General features: G+C 38.7%; 14 protein-coding genes. 6 read left to right on the top strand and 8 right to left on the bottom strand.

Annotated features, from left to right (window positions below; all coding sequences use genetic code 11):
- Positions 1–266 precede the first annotated feature (266 nt).
- The 3 genes from CTN01_RS06660 to def all read left to right on the top strand — a co-directional run bounded on the left by CTN01_RS06660 (position 267) and on the right by def (position 3,886).
- Positions 267–1,157, top strand: coding sequence for a sulfurtransferase (locus CTN01_RS06660; RefSeq protein ID WP_244155977.1), 891 nt, complete (start codon positions 267–269; stop codon positions 1,155–1,157).
- A 17-nt stretch (positions 1,158–1,174) separates the two neighbouring features.
- Entirely contained in the window at positions 1,175–3,187 is a 2,013-nt protein-coding gene (locus tag CTN01_RS06655) for an ATP-binding protein (protein ID WP_249033678.1), read from the top strand.
- 186 nt (positions 3,188–3,373) lie between these two features.
- Complete coding sequence (gene def / locus CTN01_RS06650) at positions 3,374–3,886, top strand: peptide deformylase (protein WP_005367524.1); 513 nt, start codon at positions 3,374–3,376, stop codon at positions 3,884–3,886.
- Positions 3,887–3,948: 62 nt separating this feature from the next.
- Here def and CTN01_RS06645 read toward each other — a convergent pair whose 3' ends face one another.
- The 5 genes from CTN01_RS06645 to CTN01_RS06625 all read right to left on the bottom strand — a co-directional run bounded on the left by CTN01_RS06645 (position 3,949) and on the right by CTN01_RS06625 (position 9,682).
- The gene (locus CTN01_RS06645; RefSeq protein ID WP_005367526.1) at positions 3,949–4,917 is read right to left on the bottom strand and encodes an LD-carboxypeptidase; all 969 of its coding nucleotides are present in this window, start codon (positions 4,915–4,917) and stop codon (positions 3,949–3,951) included.
- A 119-nt stretch (positions 4,918–5,036) separates the two neighbouring features.
- Positions 5,037–6,152, bottom strand: a complete 1,116-nt coding sequence (locus CTN01_RS06640; RefSeq protein ID WP_045147795.1) for an anhydro-N-acetylmuramic acid kinase — start codon at positions 6,150–6,152, stop codon at positions 5,037–5,039.
- Between the two features lie 216 nt (positions 6,153–6,368).
- Positions 6,369–8,129: an ABC transporter ATP-binding protein/permease gene (locus tag CTN01_RS06635; RefSeq protein WP_045147794.1), complete on the bottom strand. Its 1,761-nt coding sequence runs from the start codon at positions 8,127–8,129 to the stop codon at positions 6,369–6,371.
- A 166-nt stretch (positions 8,130–8,295) separates the two neighbouring features.
- Complete coding sequence (locus CTN01_RS06630; RefSeq protein WP_045082896.1) at positions 8,296–8,583, bottom strand: hypothetical protein; 288 nt, start codon at positions 8,581–8,583, stop codon at positions 8,296–8,298.
- Positions 8,584–8,770: 187 nt separating this feature from the next.
- Positions 8,771–9,682 (bottom strand): LysR family transcriptional regulator, encoded by a 912-nt coding sequence (locus tag CTN01_RS06625; protein ID WP_045147792.1) that lies wholly within the window; start codon positions 9,680–9,682, stop codon positions 8,771–8,773.
- Positions 9,683–9,947: 265 nt separating this feature from the next.
- Between CTN01_RS06625 and CTN01_RS06620 the strand changes: the two genes are divergently transcribed.
- Both CTN01_RS06620 and tdh read left to right on the top strand, forming a co-directional pair.
- The gene (locus CTN01_RS06620) at positions 9,948–11,141 is read left to right on the top strand and encodes a glycine C-acetyltransferase (RefSeq protein ID WP_045147790.1); all 1,194 of its coding nucleotides are present in this window, start codon (positions 9,948–9,950) and stop codon (positions 11,139–11,141) included.
- A gap of 135 nt (positions 11,142–11,276) precedes the next feature.
- Entirely contained in the window at positions 11,277–12,308 is a 1,032-nt protein-coding gene (gene tdh / locus CTN01_RS06615) for an L-threonine 3-dehydrogenase (protein ID WP_045147789.1), read from the top strand.
- Between the two features lie 234 nt (positions 12,309–12,542).
- Here tdh and CTN01_RS06610 read toward each other — a convergent pair whose 3' ends face one another.
- The 3 genes from CTN01_RS06610 to rhtB all read right to left on the bottom strand — a co-directional run bounded on the left by CTN01_RS06610 (position 12,543) and on the right by rhtB (position 16,287).
- Positions 12,543–13,856 (bottom strand): DUF1501 domain-containing protein, encoded by a 1,314-nt coding sequence (locus CTN01_RS06610; protein ID WP_045147788.1) that lies wholly within the window; start codon positions 13,854–13,856, stop codon positions 12,543–12,545.
- Complete coding sequence (locus CTN01_RS06605; RefSeq protein ID WP_045147786.1) at positions 13,853–15,394, bottom strand: DUF1800 domain-containing protein; 1,542 nt, start codon at positions 15,392–15,394, stop codon at positions 13,853–13,855. Before CTN01_RS06605 ends, CTN01_RS06610 begins: the two co-directional genes overlap by 4 nt.
- A gap of 272 nt (positions 15,395–15,666) precedes the next feature.
- Positions 15,667–16,287: a homoserine/homoserine lactone efflux protein gene (rhtB, locus tag CTN01_RS06600; protein WP_045127037.1), complete on the bottom strand. Its 621-nt coding sequence runs from the start codon at positions 16,285–16,287 to the stop codon at positions 15,667–15,669.
- Positions 16,288–16,480: 193 nt separating this feature from the next.
- Between rhtB and CTN01_RS06595 the strand changes: the two genes are divergently transcribed.
- Complete coding sequence (locus CTN01_RS06595) at positions 16,481–16,954, top strand: VF530 family protein (RefSeq protein ID WP_005367537.1); 474 nt, start codon at positions 16,481–16,483, stop codon at positions 16,952–16,954.
- Positions 16,955–16,972 lie beyond the last annotated feature (18 nt).

Genomic DNA, 16,972 nt, shown 5'->3' with positions numbered 1-16,972 from the left:
AAGGCAATGAAATGAATATATGGATAAATATCATATTGATATAAAACATTATTTTTATGCAATGGCAATGTCTAAAAAAAACAGCCGTGAAGCGCTAATTTGCTTTGCAAAATGCATTTTGGGAATAACAGTTTTAATTAACAAGGCTTAACTACCTGATAAATCAATAAGTTGTATGTTTAATAAATTGGCTGGTTAATTGCTGTGTTTTTAGGTAAGTCACTTGATTGTGTGTTGATAAAATTCAGTATTGCAGGGTGATAAGGATGGGAAGAATGATTCAATGGCGAGATCTCTCGAAATTCGTAGCATATTTTATGTTTATAATTTGGGCGTTATTGAGTAGTAATGCCTTTGCACAGCAAGATATGGTCGCAGAGCCTGATTGGTTAAAAGCGCAGATTGCAGATAAACAGCCCGTTGTGATTTTCGATACCCGTTCAAAAGAAGATTATGATAAAGGACATATACCTACCGCAATCAGTTTTCCTGTGGATGATACTTATGTCATCAAAGACGGTGTTTATTATGTTAAAAATAAGGTCACTATTGCGCCTCTTTTACGTGAGAAAGGGGTAACAAAAGACGCTATGATAGTTGTTTATGATCAAGGCGAGCTTATGCAGGCGTCACGCCTATTTTGGGTATTAGAGCTATATGGCGTGAAAAATGTAGCGATACTTAATGGCGGACTCAATGCATGGCAACAACATAATGTTATGTCTCAAACAGTAAACACATTACCTAAGTCTGATTTTGTTCCTGTTTTGAAATCAAATATTTATGCAAGTACGACTGTAGCAAAAGTCGCTGTCCATAACCCTAATTATGAGCTTTATGATAGCCGCACGTATGATGAATATTTAGGGAAAAAATCTGTTACTGATAAATATGGTCGAATACCTAAAGCTAAATATATCGAGCTGAGTGAGTTTTTTACGACTAATGAAGATGGTCAAAAAATCTTAAAACCTAAATCAGAATTGTCTGACATTTTAAATAAATTAGATAATAACAAGAAAACAATCACGTACTGTAATAAAGGTACTGCTTCAACGTTATCTTATTTCTTATTAAAACAAGCTGGATTTAATGTCGCTCATTATGATGGTTCGTGGTTAGATTGGTCAGCAAAAGGACTACCCATAGAGAAGTAATATTATCTAGAGGGTTAATGATGAAAAATAAATTGGATGATAATTGTCTTAAACATGGAAAGAATGAGCGATTACACGCCAAGATTTTACATGATATTGATGTGCATCATTTGTACCATAAAACGAGTTTATTCAGCAAAATAGCGCTGGTAATGAGCAGTGTTCTACTGTGTGTTATGTTAACAGCGCTATATATTAGTTATTACAATAATACCCAGCGGGTCGTCAAAGACATCAAGGTAATGATGAATACCTTTTCACCATTAATCATTGATGCTGCTATTTATAAAGATACAGAAACGTCGATAGAATTAAATCGCTCATTGGAAACCCATAAAAAAATACTCTCTTTATCACTGTATGACTTGGATGGAAATTTAATTCATTTTTATGAGAAGAATGATGGCAACAGTTACACACCATTAGCACAATCACCGGGTTTATCTATTTATGAGGGAAACTATACCCTTACTTATCCGGTATCATTTAATGGCGATAATATTTTTAATTACGTTATCTATTACAGTTCGGCTGAAATTATTCGGACGATATTAATACAGCTTTTTGTTTTTATTCTCCCATTCTTGTTTTTTATTATCTTCATTTTAGTTTACATGTACCGCAAAGTGACAAGACCACTAACGTTTTTGATTGGTCAACTTCCAAAAATTGGTTCGGGTGGTGTGAATATTACAGAAGTTGAAGATGCCGAAGGGGAAGTGTCCTTATTAGCCAGCGAGCTAAAAAAAGCCGACGAGTGTATTTATAACACGGAAAGTAAGCTACAAGGCTTAAATAGAAAATTACGAGAGCAGGCAAACGATTTAAGCGAAGCGATAAAAATAAAAGCTGAATTTATGGCAAATATGAGCCACGAAATTAGAACGCCAATGAATGGAGTCCTTGGCTTTGTTCAATGTTTAGAAGAACGAAATTTAGATCAAGAATCACAACGCCAAATTGGTTATATCAAAGAGTCAGCTTATTCATTATTAGTTATTATCAATGAAATATTGGATTATTCTAAATTAGAGTCGGGTAATGTGGAATTACACATGACGGCATTTAATTTAAAGCCGTTTGTACATAGTTGTGCGACCCCGTTTATCCATCAAGCCAAGATAAAAAAAATACAGTTATCAACAGAAATAGGTGAGGGGCTGGCTGATAGCTACACCGCAGATGAAGGACGGTTAAGACAAATTCTGATTAATCTTATTGGTAACGCGGTTAAATTTACCCATACAGGCTCTGTGAAATTAGTGGTTGAAAAGCGAGACCCACCTGAGCAGCAGTGCGAAGAATTAAAAAAATATAACGATAAACATATTCAATGGCTGCGCTTTAAAGTGAAAGATACGGGGATTGGTATTGCTGAAGAAAAACTCGCGTTTATCTTTGACTCTTATACACAAGCTGATGGATCTATCTCTCGCCAATTTGGTGGAACAGGGCTTGGCTTATCCATATCTAACAGTTTATGTCGATTAATGTCAGCAAAATTACAGGTTGAAAGCACCATTGGTAATGGCACAGAGTTTTGGTTTGATATACCACTAAAACAATCGGATATTCAGAGAAAAGAAAATGGCGAAGATCATGCTTTAATCACCAATCTTAGCATGTATGAAGATCGTAAGATTTTAGTGGTTGAAGACAGTATGGTTAATCAACAATTAATTAAGGCATTTTTAACTGCATTTGGTTTAAAAAACATCACTATTGTTAATGACGGGGTACAGGCGGTTGAGTATATGATAGAAAATACTGCCGATGTGATATTAATGGATTGTCAAATGCCCAATATGGGTGGGTTAGAGGCAACTGAATTAATTAGAGATATGCCGTCAATGTCTCGACCTATCATCATAGCCTTAACAGCAAACGTTATGGAGGAAGAAAAAAAACGTTGTTTAAGTGTCGGTATGGATGATTATGTCTCTAAACCGATTGAAAAAATCATGCTTTATAAAAGCTTACAACGTGCTTTTGATAATGAACATGGTGAAAACTGGGCTGCCAACATTTAAAAATTATCCTACCTATAAATTCTGCCTATCAGTGTAATTGAAAAAAACGATTGTTTTTTACACGCTATTTTCTGTAATTTATTAATCATAAAGTAACGATATGAATTATCACTTTGAGAGTTAGCGCCTATCTGATAAGTTACGACCCAGCAAGGTATTTAACACCATTAAGTAAGTAGAGAGAAAATGGCAGTTTTAGAAATTTTAACCGAACCAAATCCAAAGCTACGCGTTCAAGCAGAAGATGTTGTAGACGTAAAAGCTGAGCACATTCAAACGCTGATTGATGACATGCTTCACACCATGTACGAAACGGGTAATGGTATCGGTTTAGCGGCACCTCAAGTTGGCCGTAAAGAATCTATCATTGTTATCGACTTATCTGAAGAGCGCAACGAGCCACAGGTATTCGTAAACCCTAAGATTGTTCGTGGTGAAAATCCTGTTGTTGGTCAAGAAGGTTGTTTATCTGTTCCTGATTACTACGCAGATGTAGAGCGTTTTGAAAAAATCGAATTAACAGCGCTTGATCGTGATGGTAATGATATTCACCTTGAGCGTGATGATTTCCTTGCTATCGCATTACAGCATGAAATTGATCACTTAAAAGGTATTTTATTCATTGATTATCTATCACCTCTTAAGCGCCAAATGGCAATGAAGAAAGTGAAGAAATTCTTGAAGGCACAAGCGAAGTAATTCACTCTCGCTTAGAAAAAAACGGTGAAAGGTTGATAGCCTCTCACCGTTTTTTTTATGTCTTAATTTTGCGTCAAATTACAGTAATCAGATGGCATACCATGCTCGTTTAATTCGTGACGTTGTAACGAGACTTGGCGGCCAAAAATAACCGGTTGGTTATATTTACCGTGACCGATGAAAGGGAAGTAATACACGGGTTTGCCAAGTTGTTTAGCAAATTGTTCAAGCACATGTTTATACATTAGACGGTCTTGATCGTTAGGATCCATGTTGTAGTACTGTCCAAACACAATCGCATTAACATCAAAGTCTTTTAAGAACAGTAATTGCTGAAGATAGCGATCAAGCTGGCGGTAAGTGACGCCAATATCTTCCAACAATAAGACTTTATTTGAAAAATCAGGTTGGTAATGTGTGCCAAAGGTGGCTGAAACTAATGTGTGATTACCACCAATAAGCTGACCCGATACAGATGCGCTCTTAGCTAAATCATTGAGAGGCAATACGTTGTTGTAGCTTACACCATCATTTATTAAGGTTTTTAAATCAGGAATAGGTTGCTCATTACCGCCGTTGGTCGCTTGATTGGTTGAAGCGTTAACAGCATGTACCGATTGCCAGCCTAATTCGTTATTAATAAAACTATGGATAGCTGTAACATCGCTAAAACCAACAATCATTTTTGGTTTTATTTCCAGCAACTGTGTTTTGTAAGCGTGTAAAAAGGGTAAGAGGTTTAATGCGCCACCACCACCACGGAAGAACCATAGGACATCAATCGTTGGATCCAGTAAGGCGGCAATAAGGTTATTTGCTCGTTCTTGATCTGTATTCACATAACCGATGTCGGAAATCACTTGGTTTAAATATTTGGTGGTAACCATGTAGCCCTGGGCAATAAAAGTATCAACCACGTTATTGACGCTTTGTTCATCATATTGAGTTGAACATGAAATTAGGGCGATTTGGTTCAAATCTTTTGCGCAAATATGATCGGAATCTAACGCATTATTGTTCATTGTATTCATATTAGATCTGTCTTCAATTGAGCGTGTGCCATATTAAAAACCACTGAAAAGAGTGGTTTTTAATGATGGCAATGAGTATAACAGATTGTTTATTCGTTATTTTAGGTCAGCGTCATAAATCACTGTGCAGGGTAAATCGCACCTAATGTGGTTAATTGCGATGCGCCAGTCACTTCGGGTAAATTACCTGATAAACCATGGAGTGTACGATAACCAAGCCATGCAAATGCCATTGCTTCCATGTTATCGCTATCGACACCACGCTCATTGGTGGTCGTCACTGTCCAATCAGTTAGCAGCTGTGTTAAACGACGCATTATTAATGGGTTATGGGCTCCGCCACCACACACTAATAACTCATTAGGCATGTTATCGGGCGTATCTTGCGCTGTTTGTCTTACATCGTTGGCAATGGTTACTGCTGTGTATTCCGCTAAGGTTGCTTGTACATCTTCAGGCTTAATGCTTAAACCTGCTAAATGTTGCTTTAACCAAGGCAAGTTAAACAATTCTCGTCCGGTACTTTTAGGTGCAGGTAATGATAAGTAAGGTTCGCTGAGTAGGTTAGCTAATAGCTCTACATTCACTGTGCCTGATAATGCCCATTGTGCATTTTTATCATAGCTTTGTTGAAGATGCAGATTGATCCATGCATCCATTAACATGTTGCCTACACCGGTATCAAAACCTATCACAGGTTTATTCGGTGTCAGAACGGTTATATTGGAAATACCGCCAATGTTTAAAATGACACGATTAATGTTTTTATCGCTAAACAGTTGCTGGTGGAATGCAGGCACTAATGGCGCGCCTTGACCGCCAAATGCCATGTCTTTACGGCGAAAATCAGCCACGGTAGTAATCCCTGTTTTAGCGGCAATGATATTGGAGTCACCTAATTGCATCGTAAAAGGATAGGGTGAATCTGGAGCATGAAAAACGGTTTGACCGTGACTGGCTACGGCTTTAATTGCACTGGCAGGTGTTTGTGTTTTTTCTAGTAAGGCATTAACGGCATCGGCAAAGAGCAGACCCAAGCGATGATCAAGCTCGCCAATTTGTTGAAGGTTTGTGCTTTGACCGATACAAACATCCAATAGGGCTTGTTTTAAATCACTTGGCATAGGGTAGTCATGATTACCTAATAGCTTAATATTGTGATCATTCATTTCAACCAGAACGGCATCTACGCCATCCATGCTAGTGCCAGACATTAGGCCAATATATTTTTCCATCACAAATTCCATACACATTACAAAGCTGTAGCCATACTTTAGAGCTTACTGTTTCATAATCAAATAGATTTTAACGAAGTGATTGGCTTATATTTTAAAAGTGAAGCCAATGCACAGATGAATAACTAAAAGTGTCTCAAATTGATGTAAAAAACAGCCGACGGAGTGTCGGCTATTTAAGTTATTACGAATGAATATTGACTAATCGAGATAGTCTTATTCTAAATGCTTGAACTGAAGATGAACTAAGCGCTTGTAGAGTTCGCAGCTTTTAAGTAATGATTCATGATCGCCTTCATCAATAAGTTCTCCACCCTCTAATACAGCGATTTTATCTGCGTGCTGTATCGTTGATAGTCGGTGAGCAATGATTAATGTAGTACGATCTTTCATTAGTTCTTCAAGTGCTTGCTGTACATAGTGTTCGCTCTCACTATCTAGCGCACTGGTTGCTTCATCAAGTAAAAGAATTTTAGGGTTTTTAAGGATAGCTCGCGCAATCGCAATTCTTTGTTTCTGGCCACCAGATAAACGCACGCCTCGCTCGCCTAAGAAGCTATGATAACCATTAGGTAGTTTTTCAATAAACTCATGGGCATGGGCTTTTTTTGCCGCTTCAATCACTTCTTCATCTGTTGCATCTGGGGTGCCGTAACGAATGTTATGGAATACATCATTACTGAATAATGCAGGTTGCTGAGGAACGAGTGCCATGTGTTGACGAAGTTCATTTGGAGCAAATTGGCGAATATCTTTATTACCAACTAAAACTTGACCTTGTTGTGGATCGTAAAAGCGTTGAAGTAATTCAAAAAGCGTTGTTTTACCGGCACCTGAAGGTCCTACAAGAGCTAAAACTTTACCTTGTTCAGCAACTAAGTTTAATTGATTGATAGCAGGATGATTTAAGCGAGAAGGGTAGTGAAAGCTCACATTGTTAAAACGAATGTCTGATGGGTGAGAAGAGTCAATTGATTCGTGATCATGTGGCGTACAAATATCACTTTTTACTTGAAGGATCTCTATGAGTCTTTCAGTCGCGCCAGATGCTCTTTGTAACTCACCAAGCACTTCTGAAATATTTGCCATTGAAGATGCAACCATGATGGCATAAAAAACGAAAGCCCCTAAATCACCAGCTGACATTTCACCCTTTATCACATCACTGCCACCGACATACAGCATACCTGCAATTGCACTAAAAACGATGGCAATGACACCGGCTATTAAAATAGCGCGTTGTTTTACTCGTTGTCGCCCCACGTCATAGGCTTTTTCTACTTCATCTGCAAAAGCTTGCTTTTCATACTGCTCAGCACTAAAACTTTGTACTGTTTTAATATGCTCAATGGCTTCTCCCGCATAACTGCCAATATCAGCCATAGTATCTTGGCTTTTTCTTGATAATGCCCGTACACGTCGTCCGAAAAATAAAATAGGTATTAGTACAAAAGGAACAGAAATAAGAACGATAAATGTCAGTTTAAAGTTGGTCGCAAACAACATGATTATGGCGCCTAAACATAATAGTGCACTGCGCATAGCCATTGAAAATGAGGACCCAATAATACTTTGCAATAAAGTAGTATCAGTCGTTAGTCGCGACATAATATCGCCACTACTGTTGATTTCAAAGTAACTAGGGTGTAGTGAGATCACATGGTTAAATACGGCAAGACGGATATCTGCACTCACTCTCTCACCAACGGAAGAGACGAGATAAAAACGGAAATATGTGCCTATTGCGATACAGATAGTCACGCCAATAATAAATTGAATGGCATGGCGAAGGTCGGTTAATGATTGTTGGGCAAAACCCTGATCAATCAAAATTCGAACCCCGTAACCAATTGAAAGTGTTAGACTTGCTGTGGTGAGAAGCGCAGCTAAGGCAGCAACTACACGCCACTTATAAGGCGTAATGTAGGTGTTAAGCTTTAAAAGGATACTGAGCCTTTTGTTGTTATTCTTACTCATTGTGTGGGAAAGAAACCTCGTTATAAATTGCTAAATACGTACTTTTCTTATTTAAAGATCGTAATCACTTTTTATTGGTGATTGAATCTTGCTTTACATCTAACAAAAAAGCCACTGGGTTAGTGGCTCTTTATAATTCATTAGAAAAGGTAATATGAATTTATTATTAATGTAATCTAGTCGTATTGCCTTTTAAACTCTGTACGCCTTGATTCGAAACTACAGACTGCATTTTATTAGCAAAATTCATTAGTTCTAGGCTAACTGGAGAGCGTGCAATAAGCTCTTCTTGATCATTCGTGATTTCAATCGCGTGGCCTGTGGTGCCATCTTCATATGTACCAGATACAAAATGAATCGAAGTATTAATCAAAATTGAGTGTCCATACTCTTTTTCAACTAAATTCATCCAGTACATCAACTCATCGTGGTTTTCGATAATTTTAGCATTCATATGCTCTATCCTTGATGTATTAGTGCATTTTTTAACGTCTAATCGTATAAAAATGCTTTTATTTATAATTACTTAGTGTTAATAGAGTATCAACCATCACAAAGAAATAATCGATGAATTGTTATTAAAATAATGATTCTAGCGCTAAAAAGGAGATATTGAGCAAATTCCTCAACTTTAATTTTCATTAAAGAGTCAAATGAGCCGTAAAATAGTCAATGACTGCACGAATTCTTGCTGGCATAAACTTACTTTGCGCGTATTGCAGTGCAATGTCTCCGTGATAATTGCCTCGAATAGTCCAATCCGGTAAGACTTGGATTACCTTTCCTGCAACAAGATCGTGTTTGATGACAAAATCAGGAAAGATCCCAATGCCCAAATCATCTTTTACGCCTTTTAATCGCATCTGAGAGTGATTAACGGCATATCGACCAGAAACAGCAACGGTTATTTGTTCTCCATTCTTATCAAAATCCCATATGTGATCGATGTTAGTTTCAGCGAGATATAAACAATCGTGGTGTTTCAAATCGCGCGGATGTATTGGTATCCCACGTTGGGCAATGTAGTTAGGGCTTGCGCACAAAGTCAGATTTACTTTGCCAATTTTCTTTAGCACTAAGCCTTCAGAGGGTCTTTCTGTTAAACGAAATACCACATCAATACCTTCAGCGATAATATCAATATCACCATCACAGGCTTTTAGTTTTAAATTTACTTCAGGATATTGTGTTAAGAAAGGTTTAACTAAAGGTTGAAGAAGAATGTTCATAAAGGCTTTTGGTGCTGCAATTGTGACAGTCCCTGAGGGCACAGTATGCTCAGAGCTTGAAATTTCAATTGCTTGTTTAGCCGCATCAATCATCTGGGTGCATTGTTTGTAAATACGATTACCCGATTCACTGATCATTAATTTACGTGTTGTACGTTCTAATAACTTTACTGATAAGGCTTTTTCTAACCGTGCGATTTGTTTACTGAGTGCGGATGGCGTAACACCTAATTTGCGTGAAGCCGCAGTATAACTGCCTTCATCTACAATAACGATGAAGGTGGCTAAATCTGGCATTAGTGCGATGAGCTTATGTGTATCCATTTATTTGTGCCTACAGTTCATTAATCATTTTCCATCGCAGGGGATAATAGTTGTTTTTAGCATGATTTAGAATGGCAATATTATCTTGTAGTTATCTGTATTGGATTAATTGTTATTTAGGAATACAAATAGTTTAAAACAAGGCATAGCTACGATTTTTATTCGGACAGAGTCGCTATGATAGTTGTTTATATCATGTGACGAGAATGTTGTTAGCTAATTTTCGCTAACTAACATAAACCATAATAATACTGTGAGGGACATCATGACTTCTGCATTCTATACCCAAATCCAAAAACAAATTGAAGATGTAAAAAGTGAAGGGTTATACAAATCTGAGCGTGTGATCACATCACCACAAAAAGCAGCGGTATATATCCAATCGGGTCAAGAAGTCTTAAATTTCTGTGCCAACAATTACCTTGGTTTAGCCAACCACCCTGAGTTGATCAAAGCTGCTAAAGAGGGGATGGATGAGCACGGTTTTGGTATGGCGTCTGTACGTTTTATTTGTGGTACGCAAGATGCGCATAAAGAGTTAGAGCGTAAATTGTCTGATTTCCTTGGTATGGAAGATACGATTCTTTATACCTCATGCTTTGATGCAAATACGGGTTTATTTGAAACGATTTTAGGTGCAGAAGATGCGATTATTTCTGATGCTTTAAACCACGCGTCAATCATTGACGGTGTACGTTTATGTAAAGCGATGCGTTTCCGTTATGCCAACAATGATATGGCAGAATTAGAGCAACAATTAATTGCAGCAAAAGAAGCTGGTGCGCGTAATACATTAATCGTAACTGATGGCGTGTTCTCAATGGACGGTGTCGTAGCGAACCTACCTGCGATTTGTGATTTAGCGGATCAATACGGCGCACTTGTGATGGTTGATGACTCTCACGCGGTTGGCTTTATGGGCGCAAATGGTCGTGGTACGCATGAATACCATAATGTTATGGATCGTATCGACATTATTACCGGTACATTAGGTAAAGCGATGGGTGGTGCATCAGGCGGTTATACAGCAGGTAAGAAAGAGGTGATTGACTGGTTACGTCAACGTTCACGTCCATACCTGTTCTCTAACTCAGTCGCGCCAGCAATTGTCTCTGCTTCAAATCGCGTTATTGATCTATTAGCAGAAAGCGGCGAACTTCGCGATCGTTTATGGAGTAACTCGACGCATTTCCGTACTCGCATGACAGAAGCTGGCTTTACGATGGCAGGGGCTGATCACGCGATCATTCCTATCATGTTAGGTGATGCAAAAATTGCGGCAGAGTTTGCCGAGCGTGCCCTAGAAAAAGGCATTTACGTGGTTGGTTTCTCATTCCCTGTTGTACCAAAAGGCAAAGCACGTATTCGTACACAAATGTCAGCAGCACATACACCAGAACAACTAGATAAAGCGATTGATGCCTTTATCGAAGTAGGTAAAGAGATGGGCATTATCTAATTAAAGCATCACGTTTTTAAATGTGACGAAAACATATTGCTACTACTGCATGGTAAGGCAAAGGTTCAATAACATGCAGTGGTAGATGGACGCTGAAAAGCATGTTGTATCCTAAAGAAATAAGCGAATAATATAATGAAAATCAAAGCTCTTTCTAAATTAAAGCCTGAAGAAGGCATCTGGATGACTGAAGTAGATAAGCCTGAGGTTGGTCATAACGATCTGCTTATCCGCATCAAGAAAACAGCAATTTGTGGTACTGACGTTCATATCTACAATTGGGATGAGTGGTCACAAAAAACGATCCCTGTACCTATGGTTGTTGGTCATGAATATGTAGGTGAAGTGGTTGGGATGGGGCAGGAAGTGCGTGGCTTTGCTATTGGCGATCGCGTTTCGGGTGAAGGCCATATTACATGTGGTCACTGCCGAAACTGTCGTGGTGGCCGTACCCACTTATGCCGTAACACTATTGGTGTGGGTGTAAACCGTGAAGGTGCATTTGCGGAATACTTAGTGATCCCTGCATTTAACGCATTCAAAATTCCTGATGATATTTCAGATGATGTTGCGTCTATTTTCGACCCATTCGGTAATGCTGTTCACACAGCACTGTCGTTCGACTTAGTGGGTGAAGATGTGCTGATCACAGGTGCAGGCCCAATCGGTATTATGGCTGCGGCTGTAGCAAAACACGTAGGTGCGCGTCACGTAGTGATCACGGATGTGAACGAATACCGTTTAGATCTTGCACGTGAAATGGGCGTGACACGTGCGGTTAACGTAGCTAAAGAAAGCTTGACCGATGTGATGGCAGAGCTTGGCATGAAAGAAGGCTTTGACGTGGGCATGGAAATGTCGGGTAACCCTGCGGCATTTAACAGCATGTTATCAAGCATGAACCACGGCGGTAAAATTGCCCTGCTAGGTATTCCACCATCAGATATGGCAATTGACTGGAATCAAGTGATCTTCAAAGGTTTGATCATCAAAGGTATCTATGGCCGTGAAATGTTTGAAACATGGTACAAGATGGCAACCTTGATCCAATCAGGTTTAGATCTATTACCAATCATTACTCACCATTACAAGATTGATGATTTCCAACAGGGCTTTGATGTAATGCGCTCTGGTCAGTCAGGTAAGGTTATTCTTGATTGGGAATAACAACTAGTTTTGTACTTTAAATTAAAAGCTGTATTTAGGGTTATGTAAAAGCCATAAATGCAGCTTTATTTTACCTTACTACTCACTTTATTTTAAAAACACCTTAGCACTTTGTTGGCAATAAATGGCAGTGCGGCGCTATTTAAAACAACATGTATTACATGTTTTTTAGTTAAATTAGTATTTATAAAAGATGAAGAAAACGCCCAAACTCATTGAACTTGGGCGAGGAAGTTATATGAAATCAATAACCGGTGATTCAAAATTAGCCAGATTTGGGAATAATGATAAAAGCTGATTATCATTGAGTCCCATCCAACGACAAACCGATGCGTTAACCTGATCGGCGGCGATTTCAGGGATCATACGTCCATTATTGAAGTCTCTTTCACTACCTGGACTCAGATCTGGCCATTTCCCATATGCCTGCATTCCTTTTATGGCACCACCAAATATAAGTTGGTGTCCGCCCCAGCCATGATCTGTACCAGAGCTATTGGCTGAAATTCGACGACCAAAATCAGACATTGTCATAGTGGTTATCTGTGGTGCTAAGTTTTTATTATTAATGTCGGTTTGAAATGCTGCCATTGCTTGGCTTAGTTCAGTAAATAGAGCTTTATGAGTCTCTTTTTGATTTGAATGGGTATCAAAACCGCCTAGACTAACGAAAAATACTTGTCGTTGATGGCTAAAGTCTGAACGAGCATCAATTAAGCGGCTAACCATTTTTAGTCTTTCACCTAATTTGGTATCTGGGTAACTTGATGGTTCTGGATGATTATTCAAGATAGCTTTTAGTGTCTCATTTTCACTGACACTTGATTTCATTGTGTTTGCGAAATGCTGTGAAAATATATTTGTATAGTCTTGATTGAAGTGTTCGAAATAACTATCCACATTAATATCATCACGCCAGCCACTATAATCCCCAACACCTTTACGACTTATAACGGTTTGCTGTTGGACTTTCGCGGTTGTTAAACGCTGCGGCTTATCTATTGCGAAGAGGGGGGATATTTCAGTTTTGGTAGCGAGTATATCAAATAAACGTCCGGCCCAGCCTAATGGGTTTTGACTATTTGCCGCACCAGTTTGCCACATCATTCTCTGGAAATTATGCGCCATAAGAAATGAAGGTAACTGCGCCTCTCCAGATTTGATTGAAGAGCGGCTTGTTGGCATTAATAATTGCCCACTATTGACGATAACTGTTGCTTGGTTTTGATCAAAAAGCGGAACAAGCTCTGCTAATGAAGAGTGAATAGCAAGCGGAGTATGATTGTCCGTTTTAATGTTAAGTGGCAACATCTCACTTGCTTTTAGTCCTAGTTTCGGCCTCATTGAGATGTATTGTTCGTATTCAGATCCGTCAGCTGGCACAACCATATTAAAAGCATCATTTCCACCTGATAAAAAGATAACTACGAGGGCTTTATAATCATCGTGGGGCTGAGTTTTTGCCTGTGTGATTCCAGAGAGGCTCATTGTTGATGTCGCTGATAATGCGGCTGAGGATTGAATAAATTGACGGCGAGTTATTTTCATTTTAAAGCCTCCTGAGTGAAAAACTCTGGCGCAGTGAATGCTGCGTACAAGGTAGACTCAACTCGACGAAGACCATCTTCAACCCCGATTGAATTAAAAATAGTCAGAATTCTTTGGCGTACCGTTGACGACATAATACCGCCCATTAGCTCTTTATCTACGTATTCCACATAAGCCTCTGGCGACGTGTGTAATTCCATTAACTTAACAGCATCATAAGTCCAACGATTAGGCTTATTTGAACGGTAGCTTTTGATCATGGTGTAGACTTGATTATGGATCATCCGCATTTGATGAGTTGTAAGCAAGCTTGCTTCTGGCGAAGTTAAATCATGATCTTCAATAAGGCCGCGAGGAGCATCATCAGGCATGTAAAAATTAAAAACAGTATCAGCGGATAATGGTGCTTGGCCAAAATCATCTAATGCATGGATCCAATTATTCCAATAATCACCGGCAGGTTTCATCTTCAATGCTCTTGCTAGATTGGTCGCTACAATAAGAGGTTCTGTGATTAAACCAAAATGATATTTACGTGATCGTTTTCCTTGGTTGCCAGTATCACCGAGTTGTTTGGTCACATCTGGATCAGTTAATACTGCATATAAGGTAGCTTTTAAATCACCGCGAACACCATGACCGTTATCTTTAAAGGCATTGGAAACGCGCTTTATATAACCTGAACGAGGGTTACTCATCACAAAGCGTTTAATCATCGCGATAGCAAAAAAAGCTGGTGTGTTTTTGTGATGGAAGAGTATATCAACAACACTATCTAAATCTTGCTCTGCAGTTTGCCCCGAAGACAATGAATGTCCAAGTATGTATTTTTCATCTGTATCATGAAACTGTTCTTGTGCTTGCATGGGTTGATATAAGTCACCACCATTCCACCCCGTTAGTGCACGTGCCATATTTTCAACATCATCTTGATTGTAGGTTGCAATGGGGTTGCCCGTGTCATCGAGTTTGGGTTTCCCTTTATCGGTGATTTCCCACAAACCAATAGTAAAGAGCTGCATGACTTCACGCGCATAATTCTCATCAGGGAAGGTGTTATCTTCAAGGTTCTCCTTACGACTTCCTCGTAACGTTAAATACCTCCCCATAATTGGGTTTAACGTCACAGCTTTAAGCAGATCACGATAGTTACCTAAGGCGTGAGTGACTAATAGATCGTAATAGGCTGAAAGATCCTCATGGCGGCCACCAACCCCGACGGAAGAAACCACAAAATGCTGGCTTAACGCGTAAGCCATGCGTTGGCGAAGTTGATCTGGTGCAGTAATAGCGTGTTGAAGCCAGGTACCAATACGAACTTGTGAATTGGTTTTTTTTAGATTAAGTTGTTTAGTTACCCTTTGAACAATTGGTAGATGAAGGCTTGGTGATAATTCATATTGATCTTCAAACCAACGTGAAACGCCAGCTTGTTCAATAAAAGTTATATCTTCAGAAACTGTACCAAAAGTACTTCTATATAAAAATGCAGAAATTTGTTTTGGCTGTTCTTGATAAAGCACATCTAATGCAGGCATGTAATATCCTTATCGGCGAGAGTGCCCAATAAATGAAAGAGTCTAATTTAATAGTTGGGTCAAGCGATAAAAATATAGCAGGAAGAATTGCTTTTATAGCGACAAGAATAACTATATATTTAATATATGATATTGATTCAAAGCTGAGGGATAATAATTAAACAATAGTTCCAAAAACTGTTTTTTCTTTAAAGGAAGGCTTTATTAATTGATTTATAGAAGATATCAGCGAATTAAAAGCAAGCTTAAAGCTCGCTTTTAATCTAAGAGTACTAATGGCTACTTAAGCCTAATAATGCACCTGCACCAATAAACAAGCTTCCAAAAATTTGATTTTGCAGTTTCATATGACGGGCATCTTTTACTATTCGCATTAAACGTGTTGCCAATAATGAATAACCAATCATTATTAATAAATCTACCACGATCATTGTTGTTCCTAATACCGCGAGTTGATACCAATGGGAGCCACTTGCTGTTAGAAATTGAGGAAGTAAGGCTACCAAGAACATAATACTTTTTGGATTGGTAATATTAACAATAATAGCTTTACTAAAAAGTTTCATATAAGAAGTACTGACATTGTTGCCTTGATTAAGGCTTATTTCTCCTGCTTCACGAAACTTCTGATAGCCAAGATAGATAAGGTAAATAACCCCAATCCATTTTATAACACTGAATGCGGTTTCAGATTTCGCAAGCAGTGCTCCAAGCCCGGCACCAACAATAATAATATTGATAAGGTTGCCTGTTTGTAAGCCAAGGTTGTTGATTAACGTCGACTTAAAGCCATGCCTGATGGTGTTCGACATCGTAGAAATTGCCCCTGCTCCTGGGATAAGAGATAACAAAATAGATGCGCATAAAAAGGTTAGCCAAATATCCATGCTCATTGTTGACTCCAAGATTTATTTTAAATATGTATGCGATACGAAATTTTATAGGTGGAGGGTATCTTATGCTGTTGGTATTCTCAATGTGGATACTTCTTAATCGCAAAAAATAAAACATGTACTTTTATTACTGCGCAAGGATGATTGGAAGTATAATAAAACGAGAATTCGCCAATATCTGTTAGGAATGGTAATGCAAGAACAACAGCAACCTGCTCAACCAGCAAAAAAAGAAAAAGAATTAACGCTAGAGCAGCGACTTTTACAAAATAATCCGCTTCATGGCTTGAGCCTTGAAAAAATGCTAACCGAATTAGTCGATCACTACGGTTGGGAAATTTTAGACACGGCAATGCGTTTTAACTGTTTCAATACTAAACCGTCTATTGCGAGTAGTGTGAAATACTTGAAGAAAACAGAGTGGGCGAGAGAGAAATTAGAAGCTTTCTACCTATCACGTTTTAAGCGTATGCCACGTGCAACAGCCGCTGAATTAGAAATTCCACCACGTATGCGTACCTTTGCTGATGGCATTGTACCAAAAGAGCCAATGGAACTAACCGTTGAATCAATTCTAGCATCACAAGCAAAAGCGGCTTCAGCTTACAAAGAACGTGCTTCTCGCGGTCGTAGTAATAGCCGTGGCGGTGGTCGTAACCGTCGTTAATCTTGTTAGCTAAGTAGT

This window comes from Photobacterium angustum (assembly GCF_003026365.1).
Classification (GTDB): Bacteria; Pseudomonadota; Gammaproteobacteria; order Enterobacterales; family Vibrionaceae; genus Photobacterium; species Photobacterium angustum.
Note: the sequence above shows the minus strand (reverse complement) of the source record. Positions and strands in the feature narration are given on the sequence as shown.